17 protein-coding genes are annotated in these 18661 nt (G+C 67.9%); 13 read left to right on the top strand and 4 right to left on the bottom strand.

What is annotated here, in order from left to right; genetic code table 11:
• Positions 1 to 5 precede the first annotated feature (5 nt).
• From O7610_RS13395 to O7610_RS13385, 3 genes are read right to left on the bottom strand one after another with little or no spacing between them, the layout of a single operon-like run.
• Positions 6 to 530, bottom strand: coding sequence for a DUF6036 family nucleotidyltransferase (locus O7610_RS13395; RefSeq protein WP_289213415.1), 525 nt, complete (start codon positions 528 to 530; stop codon positions 6 to 8).
• Positions 527 to 931 (bottom strand): hypothetical protein, encoded by a 405-nt coding sequence (locus O7610_RS13390; protein WP_289213414.1) that lies wholly within the window; start codon positions 929 to 931, stop codon positions 527 to 529. Before O7610_RS13390 ends, O7610_RS13395 begins: the two co-directional genes overlap by 4 nt.
• A gap of 49 nt (positions 932 to 980) precedes the next feature.
• Entirely contained in the window at positions 981 to 1529 is a 549-nt protein-coding gene (locus O7610_RS13385) for a ribonuclease FAU-1 family protein (protein ID WP_289213413.1), read from the bottom strand.
• Between the two features lie 196 nt (positions 1530 to 1725).
• Between O7610_RS13385 and O7610_RS13380 the strand changes: the two genes are divergently transcribed.
• The 6 genes from O7610_RS13380 (at position 1726) to O7610_RS13355 (ending at position 10777) form a co-directional block, all read left to right on the top strand.
• On the top strand, positions 1726 to 3009 hold the full coding sequence (locus O7610_RS13380) for a helix-turn-helix transcriptional regulator (RefSeq protein WP_289213412.1): 1284 nt from the start codon (positions 1726 to 1728) through the stop codon (positions 3007 to 3009).
• Positions 3010 to 3092: 83 nt separating this feature from the next.
• On the top strand, positions 3093 to 3734 hold the full coding sequence (locus O7610_RS13375; protein WP_289213411.1) for a hypothetical protein: 642 nt from the start codon (positions 3093 to 3095) through the stop codon (positions 3732 to 3734).
• A 50-nt stretch (positions 3735 to 3784) separates the two neighbouring features.
• Complete coding sequence (locus O7610_RS13370) at positions 3785 to 4435, top strand: hypothetical protein (RefSeq protein ID WP_289213410.1); 651 nt, start codon at positions 3785 to 3787, stop codon at positions 4433 to 4435.
• A gap of 182 nt (positions 4436 to 4617) precedes the next feature.
• Complete coding sequence (locus O7610_RS13365; protein ID WP_289213409.1) at positions 4618 to 6153, top strand: type I restriction-modification system subunit M; 1536 nt, start codon at positions 4618 to 4620, stop codon at positions 6151 to 6153.
• Entirely contained in the window at positions 6150 to 7349 is a 1200-nt protein-coding gene (locus O7610_RS13360) for a restriction endonuclease subunit S (protein ID WP_289213408.1), read from the top strand. Before O7610_RS13365 ends, O7610_RS13360 begins: the two co-directional genes overlap by 4 nt.
• On the top strand, positions 7346 to 10777 hold the full coding sequence (locus tag O7610_RS13355) for a DEAD/DEAH box helicase family protein (protein WP_289213407.1): 3432 nt from the start codon (positions 7346 to 7348) through the stop codon (positions 10775 to 10777). Before O7610_RS13360 ends, O7610_RS13355 begins: the two co-directional genes overlap by 4 nt.
• 147 nt (positions 10778 to 10924) lie before the next feature.
• Here O7610_RS13355 and O7610_RS13350 read toward each other — a convergent pair whose 3' ends face one another.
• On the bottom strand, positions 10925 to 11161 hold the full coding sequence (locus O7610_RS13350; RefSeq protein ID WP_502959090.1) for a winged helix-turn-helix domain-containing protein: 237 nt from the start codon (positions 11159 to 11161) through the stop codon (positions 10925 to 10927).
• Between the two features lie 268 nt (positions 11162 to 11429).
• Between O7610_RS13350 and O7610_RS13345 the strand changes: the two genes are divergently transcribed.
• The 7 genes from O7610_RS13345 (at position 11430) to O7610_RS13315 (ending at position 18637) form a co-directional block, all read left to right on the top strand.
• Complete coding sequence (locus tag O7610_RS13345; RefSeq protein ID WP_289213405.1) at positions 11430 to 11789, top strand: hypothetical protein; 360 nt, start codon at positions 11430 to 11432, stop codon at positions 11787 to 11789.
• Positions 11786 to 12505 carry a hypothetical protein gene (locus O7610_RS13340; RefSeq protein ID WP_289213404.1) on the top strand — a complete coding sequence of 240 codons (720 nt, stop codon included), beginning with the start codon at positions 11786 to 11788 and terminating at the stop codon, positions 12503 to 12505. Before O7610_RS13345 ends, O7610_RS13340 begins: the two co-directional genes overlap by 4 nt.
• The gene (locus O7610_RS13335) at positions 12502 to 12969 is read left to right on the top strand and encodes a hypothetical protein (RefSeq protein ID WP_289213403.1); all 468 of its coding nucleotides are present in this window, start codon (positions 12502 to 12504) and stop codon (positions 12967 to 12969) included. Before O7610_RS13340 ends, O7610_RS13335 begins: the two co-directional genes overlap by 4 nt.
• A gap of 55 nt (positions 12970 to 13024) precedes the next feature.
• Positions 13025 to 13888, top strand: coding sequence for a maleylpyruvate isomerase family mycothiol-dependent enzyme (locus O7610_RS13330; protein WP_289213402.1), 864 nt, complete (start codon positions 13025 to 13027; stop codon positions 13886 to 13888).
• 196 nt (positions 13889 to 14084) lie between these two features.
• Positions 14085 to 16355: an acyltransferase family protein gene (locus O7610_RS13325; protein WP_289213401.1), complete on the top strand. Its 2271-nt coding sequence runs from the start codon at positions 14085 to 14087 to the stop codon at positions 16353 to 16355.
• Positions 16355 to 17884, top strand: coding sequence for a hypothetical protein (locus O7610_RS13320; RefSeq protein ID WP_281551053.1), 1530 nt, complete (start codon positions 16355 to 16357; stop codon positions 17882 to 17884). The genes O7610_RS13325 and O7610_RS13320 overlap by 1 nt, the downstream gene beginning before the upstream one ends.
• A gap of 24 nt (positions 17885 to 17908) precedes the next feature.
• Positions 17909 to 18637: a sugar phosphate nucleotidyltransferase gene (locus O7610_RS13315; protein ID WP_281555668.1), complete on the top strand. Its 729-nt coding sequence runs from the start codon at positions 17909 to 17911 to the stop codon at positions 18635 to 18637.
• Positions 18638 to 18661 lie beyond the last annotated feature (24 nt).

The following is an 18661-nucleotide window of genomic DNA, read 5'->3' as shown; positions in this document are numbered from 1 at the left end:
CGTCGCTACTGCTCGGCTGGATCCGGGAACAGCTCCTCAAGCATGAATTGAACCTTGGGGGCGATCGGTCGTCCTGGATACACGGACTCGACCAGGTCAAGTCCTTGCGCCGCTGTGGTGAATCCGCAAAGCCGATACAAGATGGCTATGTCATCAATGTCCTGTTCTCTTGCTGCCAGGAGTTTCATGGCGAGGAGATACTCGGGTGAGGCGACGTCGACGCGAAGAGAGTCGTTTTCGAACACCTGGCGTGCTTGGGGATCCGATCCAGGGAGGAACCCTTTGACGGCATCGTTGAGCCAGTCGTCCGGAAGATCGTTTCTGGCTGCCACGGCAGCGGCCGCCAGGTGCACTCCGGTTTTCGGGGCGAAGATGGCATCGATGTCCCGGGTTGCCCGGCGAGCGTCGTAGGCTAGGGCCATCGCCGCACCACCGACCAGGAAGATCTCAGCGCGGATGTCCTGGTTGCGCAGCTCTGTGGATAGCTCGTTGAACAGATGAAGAATCTGGCTGCGATCGAGAAGACTCATACTCGCGTTAGCGCCGATTCTGTGATGAACACACCGCGCTTGCGGAATGCCAGTGGTGACTCGACGATTGCGGTGGCATGCCAGGACTTGAGTCCCGATACGAACCACCATGGCTTTGCATACCGATTCTGGTCGAAGGCCCAGGTCGGTGGCCGCCAGCCATCCCGGCGGGCGAGATGTTCGGCCAATCCAGCGAGTGCGGCGTCCACCCGAACGTCGCCGGTTTCGGATGGTGCCGTTGCGAACAGCTCCGCTCCAGCGGGAACACCATCCGTGGTCAGTGCTCGCTGGTAGTCGTCGAGGAGCTGAAGGAGACAGCGGAAGGCGTGCTGAAGACCTCCGCCGCCTGCCAGCTCGGCGGCGGCATCACGAGCGGCGTCTGCTGCGGTCCAGAGCGTCACACTCAGAGCTTACGACGCCGCGCTGCACGCCGTCTCAGGGCGCGGGACTTCATCGAGGAGCATGACGTGGCGAAGTGGTACGGGTCCAGCTTCGGTCGAAACGCAGGGCGGCGAGCCTGGTGACGGTCTCCGGCGGGAAGTCGGGCCAGGTCCGCAGGGTTTCGTGGCGCCGGTTCAGCCGGCGGTCGAGAAAGCGTTGGGTACGGACGAGCCCGTCGGCCGCCTCGGCCGGCGTCAACGCGCCATCTCTGGCCGCTGCGGCGTACTCGTCGAGGTCGAGCACCCGGTAGGGATGGTCGGGTGGTCCGACGATGACATCGATCCATAGGTCGTCGACGACGATCTCGGTGTCGGTGCCTGACACCCGGACCAGGTCGCAGTACCACCACCCTTGCTGCGCCGGTGGAAAGATCACCGGCTGGTTGATCTGGAACCCGTCATCGAGCAGTACGTAGCTGCGCTGCTCGTGGTGCCGTCCGTTGAGCCGGAAGCCCCAGTCGTAGACGACGATGTCGTCGAGCCGCCGTCCCGCTGCGCGTATCTCGCCGTTGCGCACCACCGTGACCGGCGCGAGTCCGTCGATGCTGGTGTCGTCCATGCGTGGCATGGTGCCCCAGACAGCTTGCCATCTGGTACGGAGTTCCCGAAACGCTGGATGCTATTTGTCAGCTGAGGGCCGCGGAAATTCCACGAAGGTGGCGCGTGCGAGTTGTCGACAGACCGTTGAATTGATCTTTCCGATCTGCGTTACTTGTGTGCACCGTGGACACGGGCCGCGACGGGAGGGCGTCCAGTTGACCGGACGGCGGGACAGTTTCATCAGGAGGCGCAGGGCGGCCGGCTTCAGCCAGGAAGGGCTGGCCGCGCGTCTGCAGGTCGATCGCACCACCGTTGCCCGGTGGGAGCGGGGTAAGGCCGAGCCGCAACCGTATACCCGAGCACGACTCGCGGAAGCGCTCGGCACCTCGGTCGATCAACTCGATGCCCTGCTCGCCGGTGAGCCGGAAAATCGATCTCTGGACATCGACGATTGGGGCGGTACCGTTACATCGGGGGACGACAATGGAGGTGATCTTACGGACCGGCGTGCGTTCACGATCAATGCCGCTCTGGCGGGCCTGGGCATCGCCAGCCCGCTGCGGGACTGGATCACCGCCCCGGACGTGCCGCAGCACCTGAGCATGGAGCACCTGCAGCAGGTGTCGGCCACCATCGCGGGCCTTGAGCGGGCCGACGCGGCGGCCGGTGGCGGCAGGCTTTGCGACATCGCCATCGCCATGCACCGGCGGCTGACCCGCTGGGATCGGGAGGCCACCTATCCCCGGCAGGTCGGGGACGCGCTGCAGAGCAACCTCGGTGACCTGGAAGCCTGGATCGGCTGGCTCGCGCTGGACGCGGAGCGGCGTGCCGAGTCGCGCCGCTACCTGCAGGAGGCCATCGTCCGCGCCCGGCTGCGCGACGATCCGCACCTTGAGGTCCACGCCCTGGTGATGATGGCAATGCTGGTCAGGGAGGCCCGGCCGGTTGAGTCACTGCAGATTGCGGAGGCAGCCCGACGCATCTCCGGCCCCTGGGCGACCCCTCGGCTGACCAGCCTGCTGCATCTGCGGACGACACACGCGTCCGCAGAAATGGGTGACGCCGTTGAGTTCAACCGCGCACTGGCCAGGGCAAAGACCGCGTACGATCGTGGCCCCAGCGACGACGACCCGCTCTACATCAGGTTCGTCAACGACAACGAGGTCAATGCGGTGGAGGCGCTGTCGCAGATGGCGCTCGGTCGCCCAGAGCGGGCGGTTCCCTGCCTGCAAGCCCGGTTGGCGCACCACGATCCGGTCTACCGGCGGAACCAGATTCTCGGCAAGGTCAGCCTGGCGATCGCGCTGCACCAGCAGGGCGACTCCACCGCAGCGGGCACTGTCGGGCTGGACGCGCTGCCCGACATCGCCGAGCTGAAGTCTGGGCGTGGCCGCAAGCGGCTCGCCGGGCTGCGGGCCGACCTCGGGCAGGTGGCCGACCAGGTGCCAGCGGCACGGGACTTCGTCGAGGCGTACGACGTGGCGAAGATGGCGGCCTGACGAGTCCCGACCCGCCGGTGCCTGCGCTGGGCCCGGCTCTGGCCGCCGGCGTCGGCTTGGCTGAGGCTGGGAGACTGGGCGGTATGTCGACTGTGATCGTGCCCGCCGGGTTGAGCATGGGTCCGCGCTACCGGTACGTCCGACCGCCGGACCCGACGCCGGAGTGCTACGAGGTGCACCTCGGCGACGACCTGGTCGAGTTGACCGAGACCGAGGCGGCGGTGTGGGCGGCGGCGTTTCTCTACCCGGACCGGCACGCCAAGCTGTCGGTCAACCGGGAGTCGCTGGTGCGGATGCTGGAGACCGCCCCGAAGCCGGAGCCGCAGGCCGCCCGGTACGTCGACGACCTGATCGCCCGGGGTCTGCTGGTCGAGTTCGACCCGGACGGCGACCTGCGGCCGGTGTTCAGCCGGCACAAGCTGCTGCCGCTGGCCCAGGGCCTCGGCTCCACTCCGGACGCCCCCCACCAGCACCGCATCGGCATCGGTGACCAACCCCTCGTCGCCCTACCAAACTCGGTGTACGGGCTCTGGTCGTTCTCGTTCCACAGCAAGAACCTGTGGGAGGCGTGTGCCTACTATGCGGCGGCTGACGAGGACGAGCTGGAGCCGGGGGAGGAGCCCTTGGGGCTGACGCCGGAGTCGATAGCTCGGGAAGTCGCCGAGAACCTGCCGGTACTGATCTCGGCGACCTGCGCCTTCCTCGATCCGGTGGTCGACGAGTGAGCTGGCGGCGGCGTCAGTATCGGGCTGGTGAACGACCAGCCCAGTCGTTCGTGCAGCAGTGGCGGCACGAGACCACGAAGGAAGGCACCGGCAACCTCGTCCAGCAGTTGGGTGCCGGCCTCGGCGCCCTTGCTGCACTCGCGACCACCAAGTGGGGACTTCCGTCGTCCGTCGCGATCGTCGGCGCGATCCTCGGACACGCGGTCAGCGTCGCGGGCATGGGATTCGTCAACACGGTGTTGGACCGGCGACGTGAGGTTCGGGCGGGCGACGGCACGACCCCGGGCGGCTCCGGGCCGGGCTCCGGCTCCGGTAGTGGCGGTGGAGCGAGACCACTGAGCAGCATCCGCCGCCGCTATCCCGGCCACCGCAGCCGGGGCGGCGGCGACCGGATGGTCACCATCGGCGGCCCGGCGAGCCGGGGCGGCAGCGGTGGGGGCGGCGGGAGCACCGGCTCCTACCTGCAACAGCTGCGTCGGCTGCTGGACGAGATCGAGACGCAGCAGGCGAAGCTGGCAAACGTCGCCAATGCCATGCGGGCGAGCCAGCTCGGCGTGGCACAACTGCTCGCCGGCGGGCGGCAGGACCGTACGCAGGAGATCTACACCTGGTCGGAGCTGTCCCGCGCCAACGTCGAGGAAGCCGCCGTCCTGACTCACCAGGCAGTCAAGAGCCTGAAGGCGTACCTGTCGAACCTCTAGGTTGATCATGCGTTGACCAGCGTTGATTCCTCTGCCTGGTCACGAAGGTCGGCACGATCGTTCGTGTCGTGCTGCGACAGTCGCAAGTAACCTGGCCCACAATCCCTTGTGGCAAGTGGGGACATGGCTGAATCTAAACGGTTCCGTGTCCACCACCACTCAGCCCCTTGGGACATGACTCCGTGATCACTGGTGAACTGAAGAGCAAGATCGACCGCATCTGGGACGCCTTCTGGTCGGGCGGTATCTCCAACCCCCTCGAAGTGATCGAGCAGATTACGTATCTGCTGTTCATCCGCCGTCTCGACGAGTTGCAGACGCTCGCCGACAACCGGGCGCAGCGCCTCGGCCCCGACGGGGTCCGCCACATCTACCCCGACGGCGACGACCCGCTCGGCGTGCCATACAGCGAGCTGCGCTGGCAGCGCTTCAAGAGCATCGACCCGCGGAAGATGTACGAGATCGTCGGTGAGCACGTCTTCCCGTTCCTGCGCACCCTGGGTGGTGACGGGTCGGCGTACTCGCGGCACATGAAGGACGCCCGCTTCACCATCCCGAACCCGGCGCTGCTCGGGCGGGTCGTCGACATGATCGACGACATCCCGATGGATGACCGGGACACCAAGGGTGACCTGTACGAATACATGCTCAGCAAGATCGCGACGGCTGGGCACAACGGCCAGTTCCGGACGCCCCGGCACATCATCAACCTGATGGTCGAGATGGTCGAGCCCGGCCCGAAGGATCGCATCTGCGACCCGGCCTGCGGCACCGCCGGCTTCCTGGTCGGCGCGGTCGAGTACATCCGCCGACGGCACCCGGCCGCGCTGCACGACCCGGTGCTACGTGACCACTTCCACCAGGACATGTTCCACGGCTTCGACTTCGACAACACCATGCTGCGGGTCGGCAGCATGAACATGCTGCTGCACGGGGTGGAGAACCCGGCCATCGACTACCGGGACTCCCTCGGTGACGACGTCAGCGACGAGACCGACGCGTACTCGGTGATCTTGGCAAATCCGCCGTTCGCCGGCAGCCTCGACTACGAGCGCACCTCGCGAATCCTGCAGCAGACCGTCAAGACGAAGAAGACCGAGCTGCTGTTCCTGGCGCTGTTCCTGCGGCTGCTGCGCAACGGCGGCCAGGCGGCGGTGGTCGTGCCCGACGGGGTGCTCTTCGGCTCCAGCAAGGCACACAAGGAGTTGCGCCGCATGCTGGTCGAGGACCAGAAGCTCGACGCGGTGGTCAAGCTGCCCGGTGGGGTCTTCAAGCCGTACGCCGGGGTGTCGACCGCGATCCTGTTCTTCACCAAGACCAACAGCGGCGGTACGGGCAACGTCTGGTTCTACGAGGTGAAGGCCGACGGTTGGAGCCTCGACGACAAGCGTGGCCCGCTGCTGCCGGAGGCGAAGCTCGGCCCGGTGCCGGCCGAGGCGCTGACCGCCGACGAGCACGCCAAGAACAACCTGCCGGACGTGCTGGCCCGCTGGAAGCAGCGTGACGGTGCCGAGCGGGAGCGTGCCCGCACCGAGCAGTCCTTCTGCGTGCCGAAGGACGACATCGTCGCCCAGGACTACGACCTGAGCCTCAACCGCTACAAGGAGATCGTGCACGAGGAGGTCGAGCACCGGCCGCCAGCCGAGATCATCGCCGAACTCGAACGCCTCGAATCCGAGATCCAGCAGGGCCTCGCCGACCTCAAGGGGCTGCTGTGACGGACAAGTGGCCGAAAGTCGCACTCGGTGAATGCTGTGAGATCGTATCTGGCGCAACCCCGAAGACTGGGGTTGAGGAATACTGGGATGGGGACATCTATTGGGCTACCCCCAAAGATCTTAGTGTGCTGCCTGGTGTGTATCTTGAAAAAACTGAGAGAAGCATCACTGCATCTGGGCTGCGGAGTTGTGCCGCAAGAATTCTCCCTCCGGGTTCGGTCTTGTTGAGTTCGCGTGCCCCGATTGGGCATGTGGCTATAAATAGGGTTCCTGTTGCAACGAATCAGGGGTTCAAGAGCTTGGTTCCGGGTGATACGATAGATGCGAAGTACCTGTATTACTGGTTGCGAACCAATCGGGCAATGCTCGAATCTCTGGGTAACGGGGCAACCTTCAAGGAAGTGTCAAAGGCGATCGTTGCTGGCGTTGAATTGCCGCTGCCGCCGCTGGAGGAGCAGCGGCGGATCGCGGACGTGCTGGACCGCGTCGATACCCTGCGCGCTAAGCGTCGCGCTGCTCTCGATCTGTTGGGTGCGGCGCGCACTGCCGCCTTTGTTCACATGTTCGGCGATCCGATCTTGAATGACCGATCATGGAAGAGGGTGGCGCTTGGTGCCTTGGTCGAAAGGATTCATAGTGGGCGTAGCCCGATCTGTCTCGATCGGCCGGCTTCTGAGGGTGAGTGGGCTGTGCTCAAACTGGGGGCTGTGACAAGCGGTGAGTTCCGACCTGCCGAGAACAAGGCGCTTCCGGTAACCGTCGCGCCACGCGCTGAAGACGAGGTGCGTGCTGGTGACATCCTATTTTCGCGTAAGAATACGAGAGATCTGGTTGCTGCCTGTGTTCTTGTGCGGTCTACCCCGGCGCGGCGGCTGATGCCTGACCTGATGTTTCGGCTTGAGCTGAAGGAGGAAGCTCCTGTCGTAGCAGAATATCTTCATGCATTGCTCAGTTATCCACCGAAGAGGCGGACCGTCCAAGATCTTGCATCTGGTTCGGCTGGATCTATGCCGAACATCTCAAAGGCCAACCTGGCCACTGTGGCTGTCGAAGTTCCTCCCTTGGATCTTCAGCGGGAATTTGCGAGCGCCATTTCTTCAATTGAGAAGGCCGAGGTCGTGCAGCGGAGGGCGTTGGGGGAGTTGGATGCGTTGTTCGCGTCGTTGCAGCACCGGGCGTTCCGGGGGGAGCTGTGACGGCAGCCAGCAACTTCGCCTTCCTCCGGGCTGAGTGGCCCGACCTGTTCGACGAGGCGCAGCGCGTCGAACAGCACACGTTCGCAGACCCCCGCTACGCCTGCTTCTATGCTCGGCGCTGCCTCGAACACCTGGTCAAGTGGCTCTATCGGGCCGATGAGGCGCTGCGGCGGCCGTACCGGGGGAATCTCGGCGCGCGGATCGCGGAGCCGGCGCTGAAGAACCTGGTCGGCGAGGACCTGCACGCCAAGATGGAGATCATCCGGCGGCAGGGCAACACGGCGGTCCACGAGAGCCGCCGGGTCAGTGACCGGGACGCGCTCCTGGTCTGCCAGGAGCTGTTCCACCTGATGTACTGGCTGGCCCGCACCTACACCCGCGACCAGGCCGCCGTGCCGTCGAGCAGTCTCGTCTTCGACGAAGCGCTGCTGCCGAGACCGGCGGTGCGTCAGGCCAAGACCCGTGCCGAGCTGCGTGCCCTCGCCGACCAGCTCGCCGCGCAGGAGGAGCGCGAGGAACGCGAAGCCGCCGCCGAGCTCGATGGCGACCTCGACGAGCAGGTCAAGGAACTTCGCCGGCAGGTCGCCGCCGCCAAGGCGCGCAACAGCAGGGTGCCGGACACCCACGACTACAACGAGCAGCAGACCCGGGACCTGTTCATCGACCTGCTGCTGCACGAGGCGGGTTGGGCGCTGGATCAGGCACGGGACATCGAGTTCCAGGTCAGCGGCATGCCGAACCAGACCGGCATCGGCTACGTCGACTATGTCCTGTGGGGAGACGACGACCGGCCGCTGGCGATCGTCGAGGCCAAGAGCGCCCGGCGGCACGCCATCGACGGCCAGAACCAGGCCCAGCTGTACGCCGACGCGCTGGAGCGGATGTACGGCCGGCGGCCGGTGATCTTCTACACCAACGGCTATGAGATCTGGCTCTGGGACGACCTGCGGTACCCGTACCGCAAGGTCCAGGGTTTCTACACCAAGGATCAGCTTGACCTGCTGATCCAGCGTCGGTCGACCCGGCAGCGGCTGGCCGACACGTCGATCGACCGGGGGATCGTCAACCGGCACTACCAGCAGCGGGCGATCCGCCGGATCGCCGACACGTTCGAGGTCGACGGCCAGCGTAAGGCGCTGGTGGTGATGGCTACCGGTGCCGGCAAGACCCGCACCACGATCGCCCTGGTCGACCTGCTGCAGCGGGCCAACTGGATCAAGCGGGTGCTGTTCCTCGCCGACCGGCTGGCGCTGGTGCAGCAGGCGACGAACGCCTTCAAGACGCACCTGCCGGACACGGTGACGGTCAACTTGTCGCAGGACCGCAACCGCACCGACGGCCGCGTCTACGTCGCCACGTACCCCACGATGATGGGTCTGATCAACGAGCTGGACGAGGGCGGCAGCCGACGGTTCGGGCCGGGCTACTTCGACCTGGTGATCATCGACGAGGCGCACCGGTCGGTCTACCAGAAGTACGGCGCCATCTTCGACTACTTCGACTCGCTGCTGGTCGGGCTGACCGCCACCCCGAAGGACGAGGTCGACCGCAACACGTACCGCCTGTTCAACCTGGAGAACGGCGTGCCGACCGACGCGTACGGCCTGCAGGACGCGATCCGCGAGGGTTACCTGGTCCCGCCGCGCGCCGTCTCCGTCGCGATCCGCTATCCGCGCCACGGCATCCGCTACGACGACCTTCCCGAGCACGAGAAGGAGAAGTGGGACGAGCTGGAGTGGGGTGAGGAGGAGGCACCGGACCGGGTCGACGCGCAGGCCATCAACCAGTGGCTGTTCAACGCCGACACCGTCGACAAGGTCCTCGAACTGCTGATGATCCGGGGGCACCGGGTGGCCGGCGGCGACCGGATCGGCAAGACCATCATCTTCGCCAAGAACACCCGGCACGCCGAGTTCATCGCCGACCGGTTCAACGCCAGCTACCCGCAGCTGCGCGGCGAGTTCGCCCGGGTCGTGCTGCACAAGGACCGGTACGCCCAGAGCCTCATCGACTCGTTCGGCACCCCGGAGAAGGCACCGCACATCGCCATCTCGGTCGACATGATGGACACCGGCATCGACGTGCCGGAGGTCGTCAACCTGGTCTTCTTCAAGCAGGTCCGGTCGAAGACGAAGTTCTGGCAGATGATCGGCCGGGGCACCCGGCTGCGCAACGATCTGTTCGGTCCCGGCCAGCACAAGAAGGACTTCCTGGTCTTCGACTTCTGCGAGAACTTCGAGTACTTCGGCCAGTCACCCACCCGTACCGAGGGGTCCACGGCCGCGTCGCTCAGTGAGCGGATCTTCAAGGCGAAGGTCGAGCTGATCAGCCAGCTCGACCAGCGGCTGCCCGCCGGCACGGTCATCGACGGCGACGGCACCCGCAGCGAAGTCGGGCTGCGCTGGGACGTCGCGAACGAGCTGCGCGGCCTGGTCGCCGGCATGCGACTGGAGAACTTCCTGGTCCGCCCACACCGGCAGGCAGTCGAGCGGTACGCCGACCCGGCGAGTTGGCAGCGGCTCACCCCGGCAGCGTCGGAAGAGATCAGCCACGAACTGGCCGGGCTGCCCAGCACAGTACGCCCGACCGGTGACGAGGAAGCCAAACGGTTCGACCTGATGATCCTGCGGCTGCAACTCGCCCGGCTCGGTGCCGGTGGCCGCTTCGACCGGACCAAAGCCGACGTGCAGGCGATCGCCGCCGCGTTGCTGGAACAGACGAACATCCCGGCGATCCGCGCCGAGGTGGAGCTGCTCGACCAGGTCGCCGCCGAGGAGTGGTGGCGCGACGTCACCCTGCCGATGCTGGAAGGGCTACGACGGCGGGTCCGGTCGCTGGTCCGGCTGGTCGAGAAGTCGAAGCGGGCAATCGTCTACACCGACTTCGAGGACCAGATCAACGACGTGACCGAGGTACGCCTGACCGGTCTCGACGTCGGCACCGACTTCGAGCGGTTCCGGGAGAAGGTCCGGGTGCACCTGCGGACCCACGAGGACCATGTGGCGTTGCAGAAGTTGCGGCGTAACCGGCAGCTGTCGCCGACCGACCTGGCCGAGCTGGAACGGATGCTGGTCGACTGCGGCGGCAGTGAGCAGGAGATCGCCCAGGCCCGGCGGCGGGCCAACGGCCTCGGGCTGTTCCTGCGCTCCCTCGTCGGGCTGGACCGGCAGGCCGCCACCGAAGCGTTCGACGAGTTCACCGCCGGCCGCAACCTCGACGCGGGGCAGCTCGACTTCATCAACACGATGATCGACCACCTGACGCAGAACGGGGTGATGGAGCCGAGCCGGCTCTACGAGTCGCCGTTCACCGAGAAAGCTCCGGCCGGACCGGATTCCGTCTTCCCGTCGGCGGACGTCGACAAGCTCGTCAGCATCCTGCGCACGGTCAAGGCGAGAGCGGCCGAGCCGGAGGCCGACGTCGCCTGACCCTGGGCCACCAGAGCGACGGTCGTGGGCCGCATCCGTTCGCGAGTGGAGGGCTGAGGCACGAAATTCGGGCGTCTTAACGTGCCTCAGCCCTCCACTCGCGGAGGTCGCGGGGGATCCTGCCGGCGGCGGTCCAGCAGGGTCGGGCTACGAGCCGCCGGCGTCGTCGCGGTCGGCGACGAACACCCCAAGCCCGTGTACGCCCTGCACGATGCCCTGCATCTGCAACATGAGGATGGCGCGGCGCACCACTGTGGTGGACACGTTGTGCTGTTCGCGTAGCTGCGCCGTTGACGGCAGTTGATCACCTGGGCTCAGCTCGCCGGACTCAATCTGCGAGCGGAGGTGATCAACGAGCTGTTCCCACTTGGGCTTCACGGGCATTTTGGACTCCCAGGTCTGCCCCGCCATTGGATCACAGCCCAGCTATGTACGACAAGACACAGCTACTACAGCAAAGCTCTGTGCGACCACATGTACAAAGTTGGCCTCGGTGTCTTGCTTGGTGCATCCGGGTGTGCAAAGCTCCCATTGACCGGTTCCCAGGTCTGCAAACCCGGAGCTGGTTCCCCGCAAGGAGCCTGGTCAGCCGGCAACCCCCGCCGGCTGACCAGGTGCGCCCTCTCCACGCCTGAACGGGAGGCACTGACCGGTGACATCCGACCCCCGACCCGCCACCACCCTGCCCGACCGCCAACGACAGCACCCCGAGATCCGACCCGACGGACAGCCGGTGACCGCGTCCGCCAGCGGTGCCGTCTACACCGCGTACGCCCGCGACCGGGTCGTCGCGGCGCAACGGGCCGTCGACACGCACACCACATCGGCGTACAACGGGTGTTGTCTGGGCTGCGGACGGCCCGGCCCCTGCGCCGACCTGGCCGCCGCCGAGACGACCCTGGCCCGCTACCACCGACTGCCGTTCCGCCGGCCCGGTGCGACCCTGTCCGACTCGGCCCGGACCACCGACAACGACCGGGCGCGGTTCACCTGGTGGCGGAGGTCGGCATGACCGACATGCAAGCTGAAGTCAGCGCGGCCGACGGGCAGGCGTTGCAGGTGGCCGCCGACATGATCGACGTGCTGCGGACCGTCGCCCTGGCGATGGAGACCGCCGTCACCCACGCCGACGAGCAACTGGCCGGCGTACGGCACCCGGACGCCGGGCTGACCACCGACCGTTATCAGAACGCGCTGCACGAGGCGTGGGACGCGTACGGTGATGTTCTCGACGCCGTCAGCGCCGGACGCCCGCAGCTGCCGGGTGGCCGACCGGTCGCGGTCGCATCCATTCTGTACGGCCTGCAGACCGCCCGCCAGCACGCCGCGCACGCCGCCGCCCAGCTGCCCGACCTGCGGCACCGGCTGGCGTACGCCACGGACCGGCTGCACCGCAGCGAACACCCGCACGCCCAGGCCACCGCCGATCGGCTGGCCGTCGCGCTGAGCCGACTGCGTGACGTCGAGATCAGTCTGAGCGTCGGCACCGGCGCGGTGGACCGCTACATTGACGCCCTCGACGCCGGCGTCGATCCGCCGGCCGCGCGGACCGCCCGGCTGGCCGGGGTGCGGCCGATAGCCAGCCCCAACGGGGACGCCCTTGCCATCGGCACCCGGATGGCGGCGACGGTGGTCGCCGCCAACCGTCGGCACCTGCGGTTCCGGACCCGCTGGCAGGTGTTCCGTAGGACATTGTGGAACAACCTGAAGCGGGAGTTGCGACCATGACGACCAGTCGAACTGCCCCGACCAGTCAGTCGGCCCCGACCAACCAGCCGGTGGCGGCGCTCAGCTACCTGATGGCCGGGCAGGTGCACGCCCACGATCGCCGGACGGAGCGGTTCACCGAAGCCGACCGCCAGCACTATCTTGACCTGCTCAGCGCGTTGTTCGTGCTCTGCGCCGACCGGCGGTTCCGCCGCGACGACCACGGTGCGGTGATCCGGTTCGTGGCCAGCGTCCGGGAACGGTTCGACCCCGACCGCACCCTGGTCGACCCGGTCATCGCGGAGAACCTGCTACTGGCCGCGCTCGGCGGGCACGAGACACTGCCGGCCACCGCCGAGAACATCACCGTGCAGACGCTGCTGACCGTCGCCCTGGTCAGCGACGAGCAGCCCAGCCCGGCCGGCTACGCCGCGCTGCTGCGCGAGGTTGACGCCATGGTCACCCCCGCCTCTCCTGTCGGCTAGGCATCCACCTCGAACGCCGATCCCTGTTGGACAACTCCGGATTACGCTGGTGCCTTTGGCGACCGGAGGGGACTCGATGATGACCGGGAACAGCCCGCCACACACGCTGCTGCTGAGGACCGCCGATCAGTCCGTTCTGGATCCCGCGCGGCTGCTCGACGTCTTCGCCGCCCAACGGCGGCAGCTCTGCGACGACCTGCGGAGTCTGAGCCCTGAGCAGTGGTCCGCGCCGACCCGCTGTCCCGGCTGGTCGGTGCAGGACACCGTCCGGCACCTGGGCGACGTCACTGTTGCGATTGCTCCCGATCCGGGCGACCGGATGTTCGACGTGACAGCCGGGTTCGACCCCCGGACCACTCCCCGCCATTGGCTGGCGGCATCGACCGGCGAGTCGCCGGCCGACACCCTCGACCGGCTCGTCGCGACGACGGAGAAGTCGCTCGCCGTGGCCCGGGACCGGCTGGCCCGCGACGACCGGTTCGACGTCGTCCTGCCGTACGGGCCGATGGACTGGACGGTGCAGGCGCTGCACGTGCTGTGGGACTCGTGGCTGCACGAACGCGACATCTTCCTGCCGCTCGGCGTCGACCGCCCGACCGACGCCGAGGCGACCAGCTACGCGACCGCGTACGGGCTGCTCATCGCGGCGGCGGTGGCGCAGAAGTTCGGTGCCCGGGCACATCAGCGTCTTGAACTCGGTGGCGACGGCGGCGGCGTCTTCGAAGTGGTCGCCGACGAATCGGTGACGCTGACCGCGACGCCTGCCGCGACTCGGGCGGAGTCGGCCGCCCCGCCGGTTGCCGAGGTAACCGACGCGCTGGCCGGCCGCGGCTCGGCCACGGTGCTCGACGGCGTGCCCGACGAGTCGCGTACCGCCCTGACCGTCCTCGCCACCTTTTTCACGACCCCGGCCGAGTAGGCCATGGTTTGACGTAGCACGGCATCGGTCGGGTGACGATCCGGCTGCAGGGCTATCGACCGATCAGCGTACCTCTTTCACTTATTGGGCGGTTTTGCACTCTTGGTGAGGTAATCCGGCAAACGTCGCTCTCGCGGTGAAAAGCACTGATAGAACTGTCCGTACCCGTCGGGGTTCGGAGAGTGGGTGCGTAGCGATGACCAGTTCCGAGCTGGCCACGACGGACGTGCCGGCGGGTGTGTCCGGCACGTCCGGCACGGTAACCACCGCTCGGAACCGGGAAAAGCCGCCGGGGCCGGCTCAGGGTCCGGCCCGCCCGGTCGCGCTCGGTGGCCGTGGGCACGGTACGTTCCGGCGCGACATCGAAGGGCTGCGCGGGATCGCCGTACTGCTCGTCGTGCTCTACCACGCGGGCGTCCCACTGTTCGGTGGCGGCTACGTCGGCGTTGACGTCTTCTACGTCATCTCCGGCTTCGTGGTCACCTCGGTGCTGCTGCGCGAGTACGCCACCGACGGCACCATCTCCATCCTCGGCTTCTACGCCCGGCGCGCCCGGCGGCTGCTGCCCGCCGCCGTCCTGGTGCTGATCACCACCCTGCTCGCCGCCTGGTGGTGGCTGCCGCTGCAACTGCAGTGGATCGCCACCCAGGCGATCGCGAGCGCCGCGTACTGCGTGAACTTCCTGCTGGCCCGCAACAGCGTGGACTATCTGGACACGATGCGTCGGGAATCGCCGCTGGAGCACTACTGGTCGTTGGCGGTCGAGGAACAGTTCTACCTGTGCTGGCCGCTGCTGCTGCTCGTGCTGCTCGGCTGGCCCCGTCTGCTGCGCTGGCGGCAGGCCCGGTCAGCGTCGGCCCGGTCGCAGCCGGCCAAGTCCCGGTCGGCCCGGCCCTGGCGGCGTCCGGGTGACCTGCGGCCGGTGCTGGTCGTCGTGGCCAGCGTCGCCGCGCTCTCCTTCGCGCTCTGCGTCTGGCAGACCGCTACGTCGCCCGGGTACGCGTACTTCGGCTCCCCGGCGCGGGCCTGGCAGTTGCTCGCCGGCGTGCTGATCGCCCTCGGGGCCGGCGCCGCGTCGCGGCTGCCGGCCCGGATCGCCGCCGGCCTGGCCTGGACCGGGTTGGCCGCTGTCCTGGCCGCCGCCCTGCTGTTCGACAGCACCACCCCGTTCCCGGGTTACCCGGCGCTGCTGCCGGTCGCCGGTGCGGCGCTGGTGATCGCCGCCGGCTGCGCGCCGCACAGCGGTGGGGTCGGCGGGCTGCTCGCCCTGCGCCCACTGCAGTGGCTCGGCCGGCTGTCGTACTCGTGGTACCTGTGGCACTGGCCGTTCCTGGTGATCGGCGCCGCACTGCTCGGCGGGCACGGCACGATCTGGCAGAACCTGGGCCTGGCCGGCGGGGCGCTGGCCGCCGCCGCCGGCACGTACCTGCTCGTCGAGGCCCCGTTGCGGCGGGGTCGACGGGCGGCCCGGCCGTGGCGCACGGTCGGCCTGGCAGCAGTGGCGTCGGCCGCCGTCGTCGCGGTGGCGGTGCCGGCGCTGGCGACGAAGCCGACGCTGGTGGGGCCGGGCCGGCCGGTCGACACCGCCGCCACGCTGGCCGCCTCGGCCGACATCGAGCGTGACCTGACCCGGTTGGTCGCCGCCAGCGCCGAGGCCGGTCCGGTACCGGCCAACCTGACCCCGCCGCTGCCCGAGGTGACCACCGACATCCCGGCCGTTTTCCACGACGGCTGCGTGGTGCTGCGGATCACCGACACCGGCACCGACCACCCGTGCGGGTACGGCGACCCGGCCGCGGCGCAGACCGTGGTGCTGCTCGGCGACTCGCACGCCGGCAGCTGGTTCCCGGCGCTGCGCCGGCTGGCCGACGAGCGCGGTTGGCGACTGGTCGTCATGGTCAAGGGTTTCTGCAGCGCCGCGTCGGTGCGGTTTCACCTGGACTCGGTCAACCGGCCGTACGACGAGTGTGTCCAGTGGCGGGAGCAGGCCCTGCGACGGATCGGCGAGCTGCGACCCGCGATGGTGATCACCTCGTCGACCAACTACACCTTCGGTGACCCGGTCGGCGTGTTCACCGACCGCGACCGGGTCTGGACCGACGGCTGGGCCCGGACCGTCGACACGATCAGGTCCACCGGCAGCGAGGTGGTGCTGATCGGTGACGTACCGTGGCTGCCGGCGACCGTGGTCGACTGCCTGGCGCTGCACCTGGCCGACGCGCGGACCTGTCACGGTGCGGTGTCCGACGTGGTGCTGGAGCCCCGTCGACGGCAAATGATCGCCGACGCCGCACGAGACCAGGGCGCACTGGTCGTCGACCCGATCCCGTGGTTCTGCACGTCGACGGTCTGCCCGGCGCTGGTCGGCAACGTGGTCACGTTGCGCGACGGCAATCACATCTCGGCTACCTACTCACGGTTGCTGTGGCGGGCGCTGGACGAGCGGATCGGCCTGCTGGGTGCCTAGTGGACACCCTGACCGGCCCTGATCCGGGCGACGACGCGGGTACGCCGGCGACGAGCTGGGTGCTGGCCGCTACCCTGATCCCGTCCACCAGCGCGCTGCTGGCCTGCGTGGATCCGCGGCTGCGGCACTGGTTCCTGATCCCGGTCACGGTCTGCGGCGTACTGATCGGCGTCGACGCCTTCGAATGGTTGCGGCGGCGGCGCGACGTGTTCGACCCGCAGGCGATCCTCGGCCTGTTCGGCGTCCACTTCTACTACCTCGCGCCGGTGCTGCACGTGCTGCTGGACTACTGGCCGCCGCTGCTGCACCCGTCGGCGGCGGGGTGGCGATCGGCGTTGGGTGCGATGGCGCTGCTGAACATGGTCGGGCTGGTCGTCTACCGGGTGGTCCTGTCGCTGCCCGGTCGCGGTCCACTGCGGGCCGTGCCGTCCCGGCTCGACCCGGGGCGCTACCAGTCGGTCGCGCTGATGGCCGTCGTCGTCGGTGTCCTGGCGTTCGGTGTCGAGGTTCTGCTGCTCGGCGGGCCGGGCGGCTTCTTCACGGCGATGACCCAGGACCGTACGGCGTTCGCCGGGCTGGGTTGGTTGCTGCTGATCAGTGAGTCCTTCCCGCTGCTGCTGTTCTGCCTGGTCCTGGTGCGCTGGCGGCAACTGCTGCGCCGCCGCGTCGACCTGGTGGTGCTGCTGCTGGTCGGTCTGGTCGCGGTCCAGTTCCTGGTGGGCGGCCTGCGGGGCAGCCGGTCGGCGGTGCTGTGGCCGCTGGTGCTCGGCCTGGTCCTGGTGCACCTGCTGGTGCGGCCGATCACCCGCAGGACTTTCGTCGCCTCGGCGGTGGCCGTGGTCATGTTCGTGTACGCGTACGGGCTCTACAAGGGTGCCGGGGTGGAGGTCGTCGACATCGCCAAGGGCACCCGTACCGTCGAGGAGGTCTCTGCTGAGACCGGCCGTGACCTGCCGACGGTGCTACTGGCCGATCTGGGTCGGGCGGACATCCAGGCGCTGTTGCTCAACCGGCAGCGCGTCGGGGTCGCGGATTGGAGCTACGGGAGTACCTACGTCGCCGCGCCGCTGCTGCTGGTGCCGGGCAGCGTGGGCGCCGAGCGGGTGCGGAGCAAGTCGGCGGTCGGCACCGACGTGCTGTACGGGCCGGGCGTGTACGCCTCCGGCGTGAGCTCCCAACGGGTCTTCGGCATCACCGGCGAGGCGATCCTCAACTTCGGACCGGTCGGCGGCCTGCTGTCGTTCGTGTTCCTCGGGCTGTTCCTCCGGTTCGCCACCCGGTACTACGCGCGGGCGCGGCAGTCCGACGCCCTCGCGGCGAAGCTGCTCTGCCTGCCGCTGTGCGCCATCACGGTCATCCTGGTCACCGCCGATCTGGACAACATCCTGGCGTTCTACCTCGGCGAGGCGCTGCCGCTGGCGCTCGTGGTGCTCTGCGCGGTCGCGCGCAGTCCACGGACGGCCGTCGGTCATCGTCAATACCGACAATCAGTGCCTAAAGCGCTGCTAGCCTCAAACCAGCGCAAATAGCCGAAGGGGCATCGGGTGGACGACATGCATGTCGTGATCATGGCGGGCGGCAGAGGGGTGCGGCTGCGGCCGTACACCACCGCACTGCCCAAGCCGCTCGTGCCGATCGGCGAGCACTACGCGATCCTCGACGTGGTCCTGCACCAGCTGGCCGCCTGCGGTTTCCGGACCGTGACCATCGCGATCAACCACCACGGCTCGCTGATTCGGGCATTCGTCGGCGACGGCTCACGGCACGGCCTGTCCGTCGACTACGCCCAGGAGCGGACCCCGCTGTCCACCGTCGGGCCACTGTTCACGATGCGCGACCGGCTGCCGGAGCGCTTCCTGGTGATGAACGGCGACATTCTCACCAACCTCAACTACGCCGACCTGCTGCGCGTCCACACCGACTCGGGTGCCCCGGTGACCGTGGCGACCTTCCGGCGCAAGGTCCAGGTCGACTTCGGTGTCCTGGCCGTCGAAGGGGACAAGGTCGTCGAGTTCAACGAGAAACCCACCCTGGACTACCGGGTCAGCATGGGCGTGTACGGGCTCACCCGGCAGACGATCGCGGCGTACCCGAGCGGCATCACGTTCGGCTTCGACCAGTTGATGCTCGACCTGATCAACCAGGGCAACCCGCCCGCCGCCTACGACTTCGACGGCTACTGGCTCGACATCGGTCGACCCGAGGACTACGACGAGGCGAACCGCAGCTTCGAGACGTTGAAACCGATCCTGCTGCCGGCCGCGCTGAGGGAGTCCGCATGAGCGCGCGCCCGGCCCGGACAGATC

The sequence above is a fragment of the Solwaraspora sp. WMMA2065 genome, from assembly GCF_030345075.1.
In the GTDB taxonomy this organism is placed as follows: domain Bacteria; phylum Actinomycetota; class Actinomycetes; order Mycobacteriales; family Micromonosporaceae; genus Micromonospora_E.
Note: the sequence above shows the minus strand (reverse complement) of the source record. Positions and strands in the feature narration are given on the sequence as shown.